Below are 17,502 nucleotides of genomic sequence, written 5' to 3'. Positions count from 1 at the left end.
ACACGTCCGGCGCCGCCCCTACCACGTCGCCGCAAACGCCCCCCGGCCCTGCCGCAAAGAGTGATCCCACGAACAAGAGCGAGCCCGCAAAGCCCATCGACCCGGTCGCGACCTCCGCAAAGCCGCCTCTGCCGCCAGGTGCGGGCGCGCCCGGTGCCGCGACATCTCAGCCCGCCAGGCCGGACGATCTGAAGACAGGCACCACGACGACCGAACCCCCGAAAGCCGAGCTGGGGAAGGACATCCCTTCGGCGCCGAAGGCCGGACCATCCGCTGCCAGCCCGGTCAAGCCGGACCTTTCGAGACCCGACCTCGGCAAGCCCGACATTCCGAAGCCGGAACCGACCAAGGCCGGGGCGCCGGACCCAGCGAAGGGCGTCGGGACCGAACCTGGACGCACCGAAGCTCCGAAGGTCGATGCGGCCAAGCCCGACGCGACCAGGGGTGAGGCGTCGAGAACCGAGCCTCCCAAGGCGACCGGCTTCTCGTCCGGCTCACGCAGCACCAACGCTCCGGCGGACGGGCCGATCATCGACCTCAAGGCACGGCGCATTCCGGATCCGGCCGAGACCGCCCGGCGCGAGGCCGCCGAGAAGGCGTCGCCGATCCCTTCGGCGACGGGTCCCAAGACTGCTTCCGGTCCACAGCCTTCGTCAGCCTCTCCGTCCTCCACGGACGCGAAGGCTCGTCCGTCGGATCCGCAGCCTAACGCGACGCAGCCCAGGAACGGTGGGGCAGGCTTCGGATCGGTGGCCGCAGCCGGCCTGCTCGGCGGCGTCCTCGGTGCGGGCCTGCTGTTCGCTGTGGAGCGCGCAGGCGTCCTTCCGAGCCAGACCGGCGATCTCGCGGGGCGCCTCACGGCCCTCGACCGAACCGTCGGCACACTGGCCTCCCGCGATGCCCTGGCGAGCCTCGACACCCGCGTCGCCGGGAACGAGGCGGCCCTGAAGCCCTTGCCGGAGGCCGTACGCAAGGCGGAAGCCGCGGCGCGCGAAGCCCTGGAGAAGACCGGTGCCGCGCCTGCTGCGACGGCCGACGGCGCGGCTTCCCCCGCACCCGCCGCCCTGCCGGCCGATCTCGCGGCCCGGCTCGACGCCCTCGACCAGCGGATGGCGGCCCTGCAGGAAGAGCCCGGCCGCGACCAGACCGCGGACGCCAAGGTTCCCCTGACCCAAGGCGGCGCCCCGCCCGATCAGATCGCCAAGCTCGACGAGCGCCTCGTGGCCCTCGAAGGCAGGATCGATGGCAAGGTCGAGAATGCTGCCAAGCCCGCCGACGCGCCCGATCCGAACGCGGGTCTCGGGCCCAAGCTGACCGCGCTCCAGGGCGAGATCGAGAGCAGGACCAAGGCGAATGCCGAGGCCGACCAGGCGCTGACGCAGAAACTCGCGGCGCTTCAGGCAAGCCTCGACGAGCGCGTGAAGGCGGCGACCGAGGCGGTCCAGACCGCCACGGAGGCGAGCCGCCAGTCGGTCGAGGCCAACAAGACCCAGGCCGAAGAGGCCGCCAAGGCAGTCGCACGACAGATCCAGACCCAGGCCGACCGGATCGCGGGCCTCGACAAGGCGGTATCGGAGCGCGCCGAGACCGGCACGGTGCAGGCCGCGCTGCGCGTCGTCTCGGCCGACCGCATCGCCACCGCGCTGTCGATCGGTGCGCCGTATTCCGACGCCCTGACCTCCCTGCGCAACCTCGAACCCGGCGATCCGGCAAGGCTGACCGCGGTCGCCGTGTTCGCCGACAAGGGCGCTCCCACGGCGCCGTCCCTCGCAGCCGAGTTCCGGACGATCGCCGAGCGCATCGCGGCGAGCCGGAAGGCCGCGCAGGCGCGCACGGTCGCCGAGTCCGGGGACATCACCCAGCGCTTCATGAGCATGGCGGATTCGATCATCCAGGTCCGAAAGGTCGACGCGCCCGCCGCCGAGAAGGCGCAGGGCGCCGATCCCCTCATCGAGATCCAGGCCGCCCTCGACCGGGGGGCGATCGGCGAGGCGGCCAAGGCCTTCGCCGCCCTGCCCGATCCGCTGCGGGCCGAGGCCGGCGAGTTCGGCACCAAGCTCGCTTCGCGGGCGGCGGCCGGCGAGGCCGCCCAAGGGCTGCTGTCGGACGCGTTCAAGGGCCTCTCCGTCTCAGCGCCGACTCGCCAGGCGCCAGCGCGTTGAGCGACCGTCCATCCGGTTCGGCACGCGTGACCGTCGTGTTGATGACAGCCCGTGCCGGGCCAATCGTCCTGCAGGGGCCGCACGCGTCCCCGGCTTCCGATTCCAGCGATGTCCGCCCGGGCGGCATCGCGACCAGGAGTTTCTGATCTCATGTGGCGTGCCCTCGCCTTCCTGGCCCTTCTCGCGATCGCCGCCTTCGCCGCGGTCTGGATCGCCGACCGTCCCGGCTCCGTCACCATCGTCTGGAACGGCTATGAGGTGGCAACCAGCCTCGCCATCGCGCTGATCGGCGTCCTCATCACGGCCATCGTCATCGGATTCGTCTGGGCGATCGTGCGCGGGGTGATCACCCTGCCCGAGACGCTGGTGCGCGGTTCGCGCGACCGTCGCCGGGCCAAGGGATACTCGGCCCTGTCCCGCGGCATGGTCGCGGTCGGCTCGGGCGATCCGCTGGCCGCCAAGCGCCATGCCGGCGATGCCGAGCGGCTTCTCGGGGCCGAGCCCCTCGCCCTGCTGCTCAAGGCGCAGGCGGCCCAGATCTCCGGAGACCGCGAGGCCGCCGAGCACGCCTTCCAGCGCATGGTCAACGACCCGGAGACCCGCGTGCTCGGCCTGCGCGGCCTGTTCGTGGAGGCCCGCCGCCGCTCCGACGAGACCGCCGCCCGTGCCTATGCCGCGGAAGCCGCGCGGCTCGCTCCCAGCGTGACCTGGGCCAACGAGGCCGTGCTCGAAGCCCAGTGCGCCGACGGCGATTGGGGGGCGGCCACCGAGACCGTCGAGCGTCGCGCGGCCCTGGGCCTCCTCGACAAGTCGGCGTCCCGCCGCCAGCGCGCCGTGCTCCTCACTGCCGCCGCGCAGACCCGCGAGGCCGGCGAACCCGAGGCCGCTACGGAGCGCGTCCTGCAGGCCGTCAAGCTGGCGCCCGAGCTCGTTCCGGCAGCGTCCCTGGCCGGGCGCCTCCTCGCCCGCCGCGGCGATCTCAAGAAAGCCGCCAAGATCGTGGAGGCGGCCTGGCGCGCGAACCCGCATCCGGATCTCGCCAAGACCTACCTCAACCTGCGCACCGGGGATTCCGTGCGCGACCGCATGTCCCGTGCCGAGACGCTTGCCCGAATGTCCTCCTGGGACCCGGAAGGCCGCCTCGCGGTCGTTCAGGCCGCCTTCGACGCCAAGGACTTCGCCAAGGCGCGGGAGACGCTGGCGCCGTTGCTGGCGGACCAGCCGACGGTGCGGGCCTGCCTCGCCATGGCGCGGATCGAGGAGGTCGAGCACGGCGCCGCCTCCGGCCGCGCCCGCGAGTGGCTGTCCCGGGCGACACGGGCTCGTCGGGACCCGCTCTGGATCGCCGACGGCGTCGCTTCCGAGACCTGGGGTCCGGTCTCACCGGTGACCGGGCGCCTCGACGCCTTCGTCTGGAAGACCCCGACCGACGTCCTGGCGTCCCCCACCGAGACGGACGAGCATCCGTCCGAGGATCGGTCCCCGGACCTCGTCCTGCCGGCCGCCTCTCCGGCCGTGCCGGTTCCGGAACCGGCTCCGTCGCCAGCCCCCATGCCGAGATCGAAGATGGATGGGCCCATGTCGGCCGGCACCGCGATCCCGGTGGTCCTTCCGCATCCCTCGGAGACAGCCGCGGCGAAACCCTCGACGGCGGCCTGATCGGGGGTTCGCGTCCATCGCGACCCTCGCCTCGTGATGAGGCCTTACGGAACGTCGCCGTCCTCGATCGCGATGCCGTGCTCGGACAGGATCCAGAAGATCGCCTCCAGATCCTCCGCGGTGACGTCCCGGTGCGGCAGGGCCTGTTCCAGGTCGTCGTAGGTCAACCGACGCCTCTTCTGCGCGTCGACCTTGGCCAGAAGCTCGTCGACCGTTCTGCGCATGTCGTCGGGCAGCGCATCGTGGCTGGGCAGGCGTAGGGCGCTCGCGGGCTGCAGGGCTTGGGCGAGGAGGCGATCGATGATCTCCTGCCGCCTGTCATGTGCGTCGTCTTGATGATCCATGGGCCTGTTTATGGGTCGCCACGACGCCGCGTCGAGGGATCGGTCGAGGGATCACGTGGCGGGCGGGGTCGCACGGACGATGCGGACCGGGATCGCCTTGGCGGCCGGCGTCTTGGCCTGCTGGTCGTAATGCCAGAGCGGGATGAGCGGGTTCAGCTCGGGGTAATAGCCGCCGCAATTGCCGGGCGGGATCTCGTATTTCACGATCCGTAGGCCCCGCACCACACGCTCGAATCCGTCATCGGCTTCCGTGGCGAGGTCGACCGTCTGGGCGTCCCTCAACCCCAGGCGGTCGATGTCGTCGGCGTTCATGAACAGGATCATCCGGGTGCCCTTCACGCCGCGGAAGCGGTCGTCGTAGCCGTAGATCGTGGTGTTGAACTGGTCGTTGGAGCGCAGCGTGATGAGGTCGAGGACGTCGGCATGGCGCTTGGGCATGTCGGGGTCCTCGTTCAGCCCCGCCGGTGCCGCGAAGTTCGCCTTGCCGGTCTGCGTGTCCCAGCGCCGCTCGCGAGCCGCCAGGGGCTTGTGCAGGCCTCCGGGCTCGAACATGCGGCCGTTGAGGTCCTTGAAGACATCCGGGTAGGTCGCCTCGATCGCATCGCGAACACGGGCGTAGTCGCCGACCCAGGCATCCCAGTCGAGCTTCGGGTTCGGGTCGAGCGTGGCTTTGGCCAGTTCCGCGACGATCCAGGGCTCGGAGCGCACCTCCGCGCTGACCGGCTTCGTGACGCCGCGAGAGCCGTGGAAGCAGGAGGTCGAATCCTCCATCGAGACGGCTTGCGGCCCGCTCGCCTGCGCGTCGATCTCGATCCGGCCCAGGCACGGCAGGAGGTAGGCCACCGCGCCGTTGACGAGGTGGGAGCGGTTGAGCTTCGTCGCGATCTGCACGGTGAGGCGCATGCGGCGCCACGCCTCTTCCATCCGGACCGTGTCGGGGATGGCGCGCACGAAGTTGCCGCCGAGGCCGATGAAGGCCTTCACCTCGCCGCTCACGATGCCCTCGCAGGCTTCGACCGTGTTGAGCCCCTTTTCGCGCGGCGGCTCGAAGCCGTAGAGGTCCTTGAGCCTATCGAGGGGAGCGAGCTCGGGCTTCTCGGTGATGCCGACCGTGCGCTGGCCCTGCACGTTGGAATGCCCGCGCACGGGGCACAATCCCGCTCCCGGACGGCCGATATTGCCGCGCAGGAGCATGAGGTTGACGAGCATCTGCACCGCCTCGGTGCCCTTGCGGTGCTGGGTCAGCCCCATCCCGTAGACGCCGATGACCGACCGCGCCCGGGCGTAGGTCGCCGCCGCCGTCTCGATGGCCTGCCGGGTGAGCCCAGATTTCGCCTCCAGGGCGGCCCAGTCCTGACCATCGCAGAACGCGACGAAGTCCTCGACGCCGTGGGTGTGCTCGGCGATGAACGCGGCGTCGAGAATGCGCGGCCGGCCGACGAGCTTGGCCTCGCGGTCGGCGGCGATCAGCCACTTGCACATCCCGGTGATCGCCGCGATGTCGCCGCCGGCTTTGACCTGAAGGTACTGGGTCGAGATCTCAGTCGAGGTCCGCGTCGCCATCTCCACCACCGATTGCGGGTTGGTGAAGCGCTCAAGCCCGCGCTCGCGCAACGGGTTGAAGGTGATGATGGGCACGCGCCGGCGCCGTGCGTCCTGCAGCGGATGCAGCATCCGCGGCGCGTTCGAGCCGACGTTCTGGCCGAAGAACAGGATGAGGTCGGTGCTCTCGAAATCCTCCAGCACCGTCGTGCCGACGGCGACGCCGATCGAGGCTTTCAGTCCGACCGAGGTCGGCTCGTGGCACATGTTGGAGGAATCGGGGAGGTTGTTGGTGCCGTAGATCCGCGCGAGCAGCCCATACATGTACGAGGTTTCGAGCGAGGCCCGGCCCGAGGTGTAGAAGACGGCCGAAGTCGGATCGAGCCCGCGCAGCTCGCGCCCGATCTCCGCGAAGGCATCGGCCCAGGCAACCGGCACGTAGCGTTCGCTCGCGCGGTCGTAGCGCATCGGATGGGTGAGACGGCCCTTCTCTTCGAGCGCGTAGTCCGTCCAGGTCAGGAGTTCGCCGATCGTGTGCCGGGCAAAGAAGTCCGGCCCGACGCGCTTGGCTGTCTGCTCCCAGGCCGTGGCTTTGGCGCCGTTCTCGCAATATTCGAAGGCGCTCGGCTTTGCCGGCTTCGACCAGGCGCAGGAGACGCACATGAAGCCGTCCGGCTTGTTCTGCTTCATGAGCAGGGCCGCGCCCGAGACCGGGATCTGCTCGCGCGTGAGGATCTCGGCCAGGGAGCCCGCCGAACCCCAGCCGCCCGCCGGGCCGTCGTAAGGTTCGATGATCGGCTCGGCCATCTTGTCGGTCATGGGGATTTCCGGCTGAGATAAAGGGACTTCCGGCCAAAAAATCGGCAGCAGGCAAACCGCGTTCGGAAGAGGGTGTTCCGCAAGCGGCCCGCGTCGGATGGTCGTCACTTGACCGGTGATCGTGGCAAAACTCGCCCGGCGCAGGCTCCTCGACTGCCGAAAACTTGGATCGGGCGGCGTATCGTGAGGATAAGGCTCGCCGGGGCGCTGGGATCATTGGCCTTTCCGTCCGCCGGTGTGCTATTCCCCACTCACCCCCGCCCGAAGTCGATCTGCGCCAGGGTGTGCGGCAAGGGTGTGTGGACCGCCTCCCCCGCCGCGCCGTCCCGGCTCGCGACCCCGGCGAGCATCCTTTGGACGTTCGGCCATCCGCCGATCTGGGTGAGTTTCACCGGGCTTCGCGCCTCTGCGCGCGATCGACGAGAGGCATTGAGGAAGGACCATGATGAGCGACGAGACCGACGCCAGGACCCGTTCCGAGGAGCGCGCCGAACGCGCCGAGCGCATGGCCAAGGAAGGCGCCCAGGCGATGGCCGAGCACCTCGCCTCCGTGAAGGCGGTGGACGACCGCACCGTGAAGCTGCGCGCCCTGCGGCTCGCCAAGGAAGCGGCCGATGCCGAAGCCAAGGCCGCCGCCCCCCCGCCACCGCCCAAGCGCAAGCGGTCCTGACGGGCCATTGAGGAGATCGCGATGGCATTCGATCGCACCCGACGTCCCAGCGACCCGCGGCAGGCCGCCGAGGCCGCCTTCAAGGCCGCGACCACCAAGTCGGTGGAGGCCGCACCCGCCGCCGTCGTCGCCCCGGCCAGCGGGCCCGCGCCTGCCCCCGGCGCCCGGGAGATGGTGACCCTGCGCATCGACCGCGCCGTGCTCGAGCACTTCCAGAAGGACGGCCCGGGCTGGCAGGACCGGCTCAACGCCGCCCTGAAGGCAGCGACCGGCCTGTAGGCCCCGGCGCCTCGCCCATCCCGGCGGAGACCACGGGTCGCGCTTGATCGCGGGCGCCATCGGCGCGATGGACGATGCCGCAACGCAGAGATCGCCGCATGCTCGACGTCACAGGCCCCGCCGCCCGCCCAGATACCGACGAGGAGTTCGACGTCGACCTCTTCGTGATCGGCGGCGGATCGGGCGGCGTGCGGGCGGCGCGGATCGCGGCGGGGCATGGGGCGCGGGTGCAGCTCGCGGAGGAGTACCGCGTCGGCGGCACCTGCGTGATCCGCGGCTGCGTGCCGAAGAAGCTGATGGTCTATGCCGGCCGTTTCGCCGAGGAGTTCGAGGACGCCGCCGGCTTCGGCTGGACCGTGCCCGAGCCGCGCTTCGACTGGAATGCCATGAGGGTGCGGCGGGATGCCGAGGTCACCCGCTTGGAGGCGATCTACGACACCAACCTCATGCGCGCCGGCGTCGACGTGGAGCCGCAGCGGGCGGTGATCGAGGGTCCCCATGCGGTCCGACTCGTCCGCAGCGGAAAGCGGGTGCGGGCGCGTCACATCCTCATCGCCACGGGCGGCCATCCGGTGATGCGGCCGGACGTCCCCGGCATGGACCTCGCCATCTCCTCGAACGAGGTGTTCGAACTCGAGACCCGGCCCGACCGCATCCTCGTGGTGGGCGGCGGCTACATCGCGGTGGAGTTCGCCGGGATCTTCGCCAACCTCGGCAGCCGGACCACTCTCCTGCACCGCGGCGAGCGCCTCCTCACCGGCTTCGACGACGAGATCCGCGACGGCCTCGCCGAGGCCTATGGCCGTCGCATGGACCTGCGGCTCGGCCGCAGCCTGTCGCGCCTGGCGCGCGGCCCCGGCGGCATCGTCGCGACCCTCGACGACGGCGCCACGATCGAGGCCGACCAGGTGCTGGTCGCCACCGGCCGGACGCCGAACGTCGCGGGGCTCGGCCTCGATACGGTAGGGATCGACCTCGACGGGGCGGGCGCCATTCCGGTGGACGCGTTCTCGCGAACCTGCGTGCCGTCGATCTACGCCGTCGGCGACGTCACCAACCGCGCCAACCTCACGCCGATCGCCATCCGCGAAGGCCACGCCTTCGCCGACTCGGTGTTCGGGGGCAAGCCCTGGAGCGTGGACCACGGGCTGATTCCCACGGCGGTGTTCTCGACGCCGGAGATCGGCACGGTCGGCCTCACCGAGGCCGAGGCCCGCGCCCGCTGCGGCGCCCTCGACGTCTACCGTTCGTGCTTCCGCCCGATGAAGGCGACCCTGTCGGGCCGCGAGGAGCGGATGCTCATGAAGGTCATCGTCGACGCGGACACGGACCGGGTGGTGGGCGTCCATATCCTCGGCCACGATGCCGGCGAGATGATCCAGGCGGTGGGCATCGCGGTAACCATGGGCGCCACCAAGGCCGATTTCGACCGTACCATCGCGGTCCATCCGACGGCCGGCGAGGAACTCGTGACGATGCGGGTTCCGGCGGTGACGAAGAGGCCGGAGGGCGTCGGCTAGACCGGCGGATCTCGGCTCCCGCGACAACGCTTTCGGGACCCTGCGACGAGAAATCCTCCGTAATTTCCGGGGTTTGCCCATTGTGGCGAATTGACAAGCGTGAACCTGCTATATAGCAAACACTATACAGCGTCGGCTCCCACATGGGGGCCACGGAACCGGATCGGCCATGAGATGTACGGGAATCAGCAGCGCCTAGCGACGGAGGAGGTGCAGGACTTGCGCCGGGAGGGCGGCCGCTGGCTGCGTGACTTGCGCGAGGCCCGCGGGCTCTCGCAGAGGCAGATGGCGATCCTCATCGGCGCGGAATACTACACCCTGGTCTCGCAGATCGAGACCGGTCGCGGCCGCGTCCCGCCGGACCGCTACCTCTCCTGGGCCAGCGCGCTCGGCGTCGATCCGAGCGTGTTCGTTCGCGACCTGATGCGATTCTACGATCCGATTACCCACGGCATCCTGTTCAAGACGGACGCCGCGCCGGACGCTGCCAAGTAGCCCTAAAAGGGTTGGCGGCTACGCGATGCGCCTTCAGTTGAAGACGATCTCCGTCTGTCCCGGGGCCGGCCAGGCCGCATCGACCGCGATGGCCCGGCCAGTGGCCCGGTGGCATCGCGTAGCACGGATTCGAAGGTCAGCGCCGCGAGGGTGACGTCGACGGCCGGGACCGTGCGCGCCGCTGGCAAGTCCGTCACTCCCTCGCCCACACCAGACTCGACCGAGGACAGCGCTTCTTGATGCTCGATCAGAACGATGCCGTCCCGTATCTCCGCAGGGCCTCGATCTTGCTTCAGGCCCAATGGGTGCTGATGTCCCTGGGAAGCATCATCATCGGCTGCACTTCGGCCTCGGGTCACTCGGCGGCTTTGGCGCGTGTCTGAGCTTACCGCGCAAGATCGGAAAGGTGGCCGATCAACAGGATTTGCGCCGATCTCAGTAAGATCCTCGACGACAACCTCATGAAGTAAGGCTGCGTGGACGGCTTGAGTGCCGCTCGATCCGGGCCGACGGGCGTGAGGCAGGGGTGCCGCCGATCTCGTGGGCTTGCATCATGCAGGCCGCGGATCCGGCACGGGGATCGCGGTTGCAAGGCATCACGATCGGTCTTTTGGGAATTTGGTGGGTGCACAAGGGTTCGAACCTTGGACCCGCTGATTTGTAATGACCTGCTGCAGATGAAGATTGTCGATGCATTCTGGGCACTTGCGGCGATAATTTACATGGCAAGTGATGGTCCGCGTAGCAAATACGTAACGCAAGCCCGGCTATTGCTCTGAAAACGAGCCCACGGCGTTTGAAGCGTTCCTCAATTTTCCAATGTGCGCCGGTAGCGGACGTTGGTCATGCTCCCAAAAAGCGGACCTTCCGCTTACGACCCTTCTCAGAGCTTCAGACCGTCTGCTTCTGGGCAGCCTGTTAGAACCGGCACGTATGACCAAGATGGGTGGCTTTCCGCCTGTCAGCCTTTACGCCGCCTCGTAGAGCTGACGCTTGAATGCGGTCGGTGGTTACCTGCTCTCGGGCGCCAAACCGGCTGGCTATAAACAGGGTCGGCTCCCTTGCGCCTCTTTATATGCCGGCCGATCGCAACACCATCTTAGGCAGTGATCTCTACCATCCAGTCGAAGGATGGAATGGACCACCTCGATGCCGCTGAACCGGCTGCACCATCATCAGACGGCTCGCCTACAGCGCGTCTTGCGTGTGCTCCTCCTGTTCACCGTCGGTGGGCTCGTCGCTCTGTGCACGTTGGCAGGGGGGCTCATCTTCCACATGCGCGAGAATGCCTGGAGCCAGGCTGGTCGGAGCGCGAACACACTTCTGCGCAGCGTCGAGCGCACGCTTGACCGTGACATCGAACTCTATGACCTCTCACTTCAAGCGGTCGTTGAGGGCTTGCAGAACCCGAATCTTGAAGGGGTCTCCCCAGAAGTTCGGCAGCTTGCTCTCTTCGACCGAGCCGCGACGGCGAAGGGCTTCGGCTCGATCTTCGTCCTCGACCAACAAGGCCAAGCCTTCTTGGATTCCGAAGCCCTGATCCCCCGACGGCTGAACGCGAGCGAGCGGGCCTACTTCCAGATCCACCGCACGCGCGAGGATGTCGGTCTCTTCGTCGGGCGGCCCATGACATCGGCCGTCAGCGGCAAGGTCGTGGTTCCGCTGAGCCGTCGGCTGGCCTATGCGGACGGCTCCTTTGCCGGCGTCGTCATCGGCACATTACACGTCGACCACTTTGCCAGGATCTTTGAACGGCTCAACGTCGAGCCCGACAGCGCCATCAACCTCTTCCATGCCGATGGCACGCTGATCGTGCGCACGCCGGCAAGTACCCTGGTGCCAAGACACGACTTGTCGGGCGATCCGACTGAGCAGCGCTTCATGCAGGAGGAAGGTGGCCAGCTAGTCGCGCGCTCCGCCATGGACGGCGTAGAGCGGCTCTATGCATTCACACGTGTCGGTCACTGGCCGCTGCGGGTCACCGTTGAGCGTGACGCCGCGACGATCGATGCCGAGTGGCGCCCCAAGGCGACGGTGCTCGGGATCATCATGTTGGTCATGTGCGCAGGCGTGGCCATCCTGTCCTTGTGGCTGCAAGGTGAGCTGCGCCGCCGCATGGGAGCCGAGAAGGAGGCGTTTGCCGCTAACCAGGAACTCGTGCGCTTAGCGGCAACCGACAGTCTAACCGGGCTTGCTAACCGGCGAAGTTTCGATGAGGCGCTAGCCGCAGCGCACCGCGCAAGTGGCTCAAGACCGGCGGCCCTGCTTCTGCTCGATGCTGACCAGTTCAAGCGCTACAACGACATCTACGGGCATTCGGCCGGAGATCAGGTGCTGAAGGCTGTAGCGCGTATCCTGCAGCGGCATGCGCCAGGCAAGGGTGCTCTCGCCTGCCGTATCGGCGGCGAGGAGTTCGCGATCATCCTGACCGGCACGGAGGCAGACGAAGCGGCTGTGTGCGCAGAGAACATCCGACAGGCGGTGGCGGACAAGGCCATTCCGCACGCTGGCCAGGAACACGGCGTAGTGACTGTCAGCACCGGTTTGATGCACCTTGCCGGTCCGACAACTAAAACGCCCGATGAGTGGTTCGCGCTGACCGATGCCGCGCTGTACGAAGCCAAACGGCAGGGACGCAACCAAGTCAAGATCCACAATGCTAGCGTCGGAGGGAGTTTCCGAAATGGCAGGGTAGATTTATGGCGTTCCGCCTAATTATCGGGGGCTGACAAGCTCAGTCGCCATCTAAACACGCCGTTCTTCATCGCCGCCGTGCGCACCTCCTTGCTTGCGTTCACAGACGCCTCTCACTTCTCGGTGCCGCCAACGTAGGTCAGCACTACCGATGTTGGGTCGACCACAGCATACCGCTCGTTGAGGCCGAGACAGCTTCCGACCACAGGCTGTAGCCCGCGAGCCTCCCCTTCTCGATCCTGGTTTTCGAACACGCAAAAGGCCGAAGCGCCATGAGCCTCAACTAAATTAACTATCAATCTCAATACCTTTGCAAGTCGCCTACGGCTACTATGCGATCAGCCAATACGCTTAAGCCCTATTTCTGATCAAAGCGTCGCGGCGAAGGCGAAATGGCAGGACATGCACGGGTGGGACTATATAGAAAACTAAGGGTCGCTCTTGCCAATGATGCCACGCTTCCTCGTGAGGTAAGACGATCACTAGTCGACGGATTATATCAACCGTTTGCGTCGCTGGTCGTAGGAGCTATCTCCGGCACAATTGTAGCGGTCGCCGCTGCGTTTTGGTCGCATGATCCTACAATTTCCATTGCCGCTGCAGCCGTGACAATTATCGGGCTAAGCCGGGTATTGCTCGCCTGGATCTATTTTCAAAAGAAAGCCGAGAGGAGCAATCACCACGAGAATTGGGAGGCTTATTTCTCAATTGGCGCATACGCATTTGCTGCTTCCCTGGGTGTACTTTCATTCCTGATAACAACAAGATCATCAAACCTTGCCCTTCAGGTAATTACTCCAACTTTTACAATCGGCTATGCAGCGGGCATCTCCGGGCGTAATGCTGGCCGCCCATTGTTAGCCATTGGCCAGGTTTTGTTGTCAGCCATGCCCTTATCCGGCGGGTTATTGATGTCTGGAGACGGTGAGAGAGCTTCCCTCGGCATCTTAGCGCTTCTGTTCGCTTATGGCATGATCGATATAACACTTAGCACCCGTGAAATAATTGTATCAGCATTAGTTACAACTAGAGAAAAGGAAGCTCTAGCAGAAAAATTCCGGGAGCAAGCTAACCTGTTTGATATCGCATTGCGAAACATGTCCCACGGACTCTGCATGTTTGATGCGAAAGGAAAGCTTCAAGTTTGGAACGAGCAGTTTGTCAAAATGTCAGGGATAAACCCCGGACTAATCCACGCAAATATATCAGTCAAAAGGCTATATGATCTAAGTAGAGCTTCTATTGATTTAAATGTTTCCTGGCGTAAATCCTCAAGCCATAAGTTCGGTGACGCTAGTTACGCGCTTAGGTCGGGCACGCTGGTTGTCAGAATGCCCAATGACCGTATAGTTTCATTGATGCAGCGTAAAACCGATGAAAAAGGTTCAGTCATAATCTTTGAGGACATAACCGATCGGCGCCGAAACGAAGACCGTATTCAGCAAATGGCCAGTTACGATGATTTAACCGGCCTACTAAATCGCAGCAGCTTCAGATCTAAAGTGGCCGAAGCACTGAAAGTTAGCAATGATAATGCGGTTGGGTTTGCCGTTCATCTGCTTGACCTAGACCATTTTAAGACAATCAATGACACTATGGGCCACCCTGCCGGTGATAAACTTCTGCAGCTGGTTGCGGATCGATTGCGTAATGTATCGCAAGCCTCTCATTCGGTCGCACGTCTTGGCGGGGATGAATTCGTTATCATTCAGCGCTCTGTTGCCAAAGTTGCGCAAGCCGCAGAGCTCGCACAACGCATCCTCAAGGAACTGGAGCAACCTTTTGAGATTGAAGGGATGCCAGTTACTGTCGGTGCGTCCATTGGAATAGCGATGGCGCCAGATCATGCTGCCGACGAAGACAAGCTCTTGAAGCGTGCAGATATTGCACTCTATGCAGCTAAAGCTGATGGTAGGAGTGGCTACCGAGTATTTCAACATGAGCTCGAGGCAGCAACGCGAGCACGGCATGTGCTTGAATCCGACTTAAGAAGCGCGCTAACGAATGGAGAGTTTGAGCTTCACTACCAACCAATCGTAGAACCGTCATCTGGCAAAACTGTCAGCTGCGAAGCACTGCTCAGATGGAAGCATCCGCTGGTTGGCTATATTTCACCGGCAGAGTTTATCCCAATCGCCGAAGATACTGGCCTTATTCTGCAACTTGGAGCGTGGGTTCTCTACGAAGCGTGCCGGGAAGCAAAGAGGTGGCCGCAGGATATTAGCGTCGCCGTCAACTTATCGCCTCGACAATTCAATGATGCTCAGCTCGCCTTTCAAGTCGTCCGTGCGCTCGAGCAATCCGGTTTGCCGGCGCAGCGCTTGGAGCTGGAGATTACCGAAAGTGTGACGTTGGGCGCAAGTCATAAGGTTATTGAAACTATAAACAACCTTCGTGGACTCGGAGTCCGTCTATCTCTTGATGACTTTGGCACAGGTTACTCTTCTTTGAGCTATCTACGAAAATATGCGTTTGATAAATTGAAGATTGATAGATCGTTTGTTATAGATTTGAACAAAAATAAAGAATCCATCGCTATTATCCGCGCAATTGTTAGCATGGGAAAAAGCCTTAACATGGTAATCGTCGTAGAGGGTGTAGAAACGGAGGCGCAGCTTGAAACCTTGAAAGAAGTGGGCTGCGACTTAGTTCAAGGATACCTTTTCGCCCGCCCAGCCTCGGCAGTAAATATTCAAAGAATAATCAGTGAACCTATGAGGCTACATAGAATTGCGAACTAATGCTGCGAGCTCGCTGACTTTATCATATTCATGCTTAAGCCGCTTCGCTTTCAGACTTAGCCGGTCTTGGGCTGAAATAAGTCGTTCCATGACGCTAATGTCTCTGTCAGTTAATTTCATCGCAGTGGCAGCCCAAATAATGACGATCCTCTGGAGTTCCTCGAGGGATATTCGGTCAACCTCCCGGGCTGCTTGATAAATGCCCTGTTGGCCATTCCGGCGACGGCGATTACCACTGATATACGAGCGTACTGCAGCTTCACCTCGACCAGGCTCGGCAAGTATATGAACAATCCCAAGTTCATGCATTTCTTCGGCAGTATAAGTTTTGCCACCCAGAATGAGCTCCTGGGCTTTAATAGGTCCGAGGCGTCTGGCGAGAAAACTGTAAGCTCCCATACCTGGGAAGAGTCCGAACAATATCTCTGGAAATCCGAACTTAGTTCCTTTTTCGGCGATTATAAGATCGAACGAGAGTAGTCCTTCAAAACCGCCGCCAAGTGCGTCGCCTTGAACTAAGCCGATTGTTATAAGTGGCATATTCAGGGCGTTCATATTGCGATGAAGTACCTCAACACAGGAGTTGCCGTAGGCTATCAGTGCCGCCTCATCTTTCTCCCGGATCTTACTCGCAAAAAGGTGCAAGTCGCCGCCTAAACTGAAAACCTTAGGAAAGCGGGATCCAAAAACAAAGTAGTTGACATCTATTATGTTTTCAGCATGAATTTTCTCCATGCTGTCTTGAAGCTGTTTAAAGTCAGACAGCATCCCGGTATTCTGACACGGACGACCGTCAGGCCGCATAAAAGCCCAAAGTGTACCGTTTGGCACGTCGAGGTTTACCTCGATCTGCTGCAGTTCAACGGGAAGATGGTTCTCTGAGGAACCGTTTGGTGCCGCAACCCTCGTTTCACTTTGTCGATTAATATTTCCTTGCCGGCGAAGTGCTGAGATAGGGTTGGGAAAATCCGCAGGACCCTTTTTCAGATCTGGAAAAGACGCCATGTCGCCCGGTTCCGTTAAATGAACCTTTACCATAAGTGAGAAGCTCTCGGTAAACCAGTCGTCGGAGAGGCAGTCAGGCAGTTAATTATAAAATGGTTAACTTTAAGTTTTGCGGTGACATAGATGTCTCGGCGATCGTACTTGTCGTGCTGCCCTCCCCCAGGGCGAGCGCTATCAATGAGGGAGCCTATCAAGCCTTGTGTCGAAGCAGGTCTTCGGAGGTTCCATCATGTCGCTGAGCGAAAGCTTTATAAGCACGCGGATCTCGAGTTGAAACCGTCAAGCGCCCGGTGCAAGCCCGCTCTGTGGCCTATTGCAATCCTGTTAGGGTGCGTGGACGCAATTGGCCCCGAGTATGCTCGCCGCACGAAAATCAGGCGACGTATTTAGTTGTCCACGGTTGTCCTTAGAGTCGGCAGTGTAATTTTTTGGATGCCTGATTCACTATCGTGGAAGCTAGAGGCTGCCTAAATGTCGTTGTGCACCGCGGCTTTCCCTCAGGGCTCTCTGTAGTCTCATACGAGCCCGGGCACATGGTCGGCCGACCAGGTCCGGCAGATAAGAACCTTCGCATAGATGTACTGAACGGAGACATACCCTAAACGCGGTACTTGCGTTGCTGCAAAGATGTGGACATCTTTCGTTTTTGTTAATGTACCTTATTACCATTGCGATTAAAACCTGCAACTGAGCGCACTGGTCTCTGCTGTGAGTGGCTCACATTCACGCTGGACCGGAAGCAGAGGAGTGCACCCCATCTTCATTTTGCCGAGAATTTCGGTCAATTGCCGAGGCATGGGTGCCGGACTGGCTTTCGTCATGTTGCCGATGGAGGCCAAGCTACGGGCGACCTGCTGTGGATAGCACTCAATCGCAAGCTTCGATCCAGGACTGTACCACCAACCTCTCTCCGGCCTTGGTGACCGTTCGGTTGTCAATGATAGGCAAGATGCAAGGGGCATCGAAGCCAATCGGTGTGGTGCTGTCCGCTGCAACCGATTTTGTCGGCAGTCATGGTGAAGAGGCGTTTGCCTTACTTCTCGTCGATGCGGACAGTGTCGTCCTCGCGCAGCTTGGCCCGTATTTCGACGATGAGGTGGTCGCTATCTGGCGCGCGGTCGCTTCCAGGAGCAGTTTGGTGCGCATGATCGTTTGTGACGATGGACGCCTTCATGCTGTCTCGCATCAGCTCGGCCGCGTTGCGCTCGGTACCACGCATAGGCGTCGACATAGCGTCCTCAGTGGCCGCCGCCCCCGCTTCCTTGCCCAACGCGTCATCGGTTCCCAAGCATTTGCTCGGCCAAACGGCTTTGGCGACAGCCCCGAAGGGTGAAAGACCAAGAAATTGGGCTTGTGCCCAGCCGCGTGTCGAAGCTGGGCACGCGATATTGGGTTGGAGGCGGAACGCCTGGCTGGGGGCGAAAGGCCAAGGTCCGGTTGCGACCCTAAAGTGCTGAGGTAGCGCACTGTGCTTTCTAGCATCGTATGCCCCAGCGCACCTGGCATGCCATTTGGTTACATGGCGCAAAGCCATATGTGGAACGGCCCTGCGGACAAGAGCGCTCAGCAACA

The 17,502-nt window shown here is 63.2% G+C and carries 13 protein-coding genes; 9 read left to right on the top strand and 4 right to left on the bottom strand.

Features of this window, described 5'->3' with window-relative positions; translation table 11 throughout:
• Nucleotides 1-749: 749 nt before the first annotated feature.
• Both ACFE7U_RS11705 and ACFE7U_RS11700 read left to right on the top strand, forming a co-directional pair.
• A complete protein-coding gene (locus ACFE7U_RS11705; RefSeq protein ID WP_375409902.1) occupies nt 750-2,162 on the top strand; it encodes a COG4223 family protein in 1,413 nt (470 codons plus the stop codon).
• Nucleotides 2,163-2,312: 150 nt separating this feature from the next.
• On the top strand, nt 2,313-3,821 hold the full coding sequence (locus tag ACFE7U_RS11700) for a heme biosynthesis protein HemY (protein WP_375409901.1): 1,509 nt from the start codon (nt 2,313-2,315) through the stop codon (nt 3,819-3,821).
• 44 nt (nt 3,822-3,865) lie between these two features.
• Here the strand turns inward: ACFE7U_RS11700 and ACFE7U_RS11695 are convergent, their stop codons facing one another.
• From ACFE7U_RS11695 to ACFE7U_RS11685, 3 genes are all read right to left on the bottom strand, one after another.
• Nucleotides 3,866-4,165: an RNA polymerase sigma factor region1.1 domain-containing protein gene (locus ACFE7U_RS11695; RefSeq protein WP_375409900.1), complete on the bottom strand. Its 300-nt coding sequence runs from the start codon at nt 4,163-4,165 to the stop codon at nt 3,866-3,868.
• 51 nt (nt 4,166-4,216) lie between these two features.
• Nucleotides 4,217-6,526 (bottom strand): FdhF/YdeP family oxidoreductase, encoded by a 2,310-nt coding sequence (locus ACFE7U_RS11690; protein WP_375409899.1) that lies wholly within the window; start codon nt 6,524-6,526, stop codon nt 4,217-4,219.
• Between the two features lie 251 nt (nt 6,527-6,777).
• Nucleotides 6,778-6,918, bottom strand: a complete 141-nt coding sequence (locus ACFE7U_RS11685) for a hypothetical protein (RefSeq protein WP_375409898.1) — start codon at nt 6,916-6,918, stop codon at nt 6,778-6,780.
• A gap of 50 nt (nt 6,919-6,968) precedes the next feature.
• Here ACFE7U_RS11685 and ACFE7U_RS11680 point away from each other — a divergent pair, with 50 nt between their 5' ends.
• From ACFE7U_RS11680 to ACFE7U_RS11655, 6 genes are all read left to right on the top strand, one after another.
• The gene (locus ACFE7U_RS11680; protein ID WP_375409897.1) at nt 6,969-7,196 is read left to right on the top strand and encodes a hypothetical protein; all 228 of its coding nucleotides are present in this window, start codon (nt 6,969-6,971) and stop codon (nt 7,194-7,196) included.
• Between the two features lie 21 nt (nt 7,197-7,217).
• Nucleotides 7,218-7,475 carry a BrnA antitoxin family protein gene (locus ACFE7U_RS11675; protein ID WP_375409896.1) on the top strand — a complete coding sequence of 86 codons (258 nt, stop codon included), beginning with the start codon at nt 7,218-7,220 and terminating at the stop codon, nt 7,473-7,475.
• Nucleotides 7,476-7,573: 98 nt separating this feature from the next.
• Nucleotides 7,574-8,995: a glutathione-disulfide reductase gene (gene gor / locus ACFE7U_RS11670; protein ID WP_375409895.1), complete on the top strand. Its 1,422-nt coding sequence runs from the start codon at nt 7,574-7,576 to the stop codon at nt 8,993-8,995.
• Nucleotides 8,996-9,169: 174 nt separating this feature from the next.
• A complete protein-coding gene (locus tag ACFE7U_RS11665; RefSeq protein ID WP_375409894.1) occupies nt 9,170-9,490 on the top strand; it encodes a helix-turn-helix domain-containing protein in 321 nt (106 codons plus the stop codon).
• Nucleotides 9,491-10,639: 1,149 nt separating this feature from the next.
• Complete coding sequence (locus ACFE7U_RS11660; RefSeq protein ID WP_375409893.1) at nt 10,640-12,205, top strand: diguanylate cyclase domain-containing protein; 1,566 nt, start codon at nt 10,640-10,642, stop codon at nt 12,203-12,205.
• Between the two features lie 371 nt (nt 12,206-12,576).
• On the top strand, nt 12,577-14,925 hold the full coding sequence (locus tag ACFE7U_RS11655; protein WP_375409892.1) for a putative bifunctional diguanylate cyclase/phosphodiesterase: 2,349 nt from the start codon (nt 12,577-12,579) through the stop codon (nt 14,923-14,925).
• Here the strand turns inward: ACFE7U_RS11655 and ACFE7U_RS11650 are convergent.
• Nucleotides 14,905-15,930 carry a crotonase/enoyl-CoA hydratase family protein gene (locus ACFE7U_RS11650; RefSeq protein ID WP_375409891.1) on the bottom strand — a complete coding sequence of 342 codons (1,026 nt, stop codon included), beginning with the start codon at nt 15,928-15,930 and terminating at the stop codon, nt 14,905-14,907. The two genes, ACFE7U_RS11655 and ACFE7U_RS11650, sit on opposite strands and share 21 nt — an antisense overlap.
• 937 nt (nt 15,931-16,867) lie before the next feature.
• On the opposite strand from ACFE7U_RS11650, the gene ACFE7U_RS11645 reads away from it, so the two are divergent.
• Nucleotides 16,868-17,263: a DUF6101 family protein gene (locus tag ACFE7U_RS11645; RefSeq protein WP_375409908.1), complete on the top strand. Its 396-nt coding sequence runs from the start codon at nt 16,868-16,870 to the stop codon at nt 17,261-17,263.
• Nucleotides 17,264-17,502 lie beyond the last annotated feature (239 nt).

It is taken from the genome of uncultured Methylobacterium sp. (assembly GCF_964251405.1).
Lineage (GTDB): Bacteria > Pseudomonadota > Alphaproteobacteria > Rhizobiales > Beijerinckiaceae > Methylobacterium.
The sequence above is the reverse complement of the archived record's forward strand: the minus strand, read 5'-3'. Positions and strand labels throughout refer to the sequence as shown.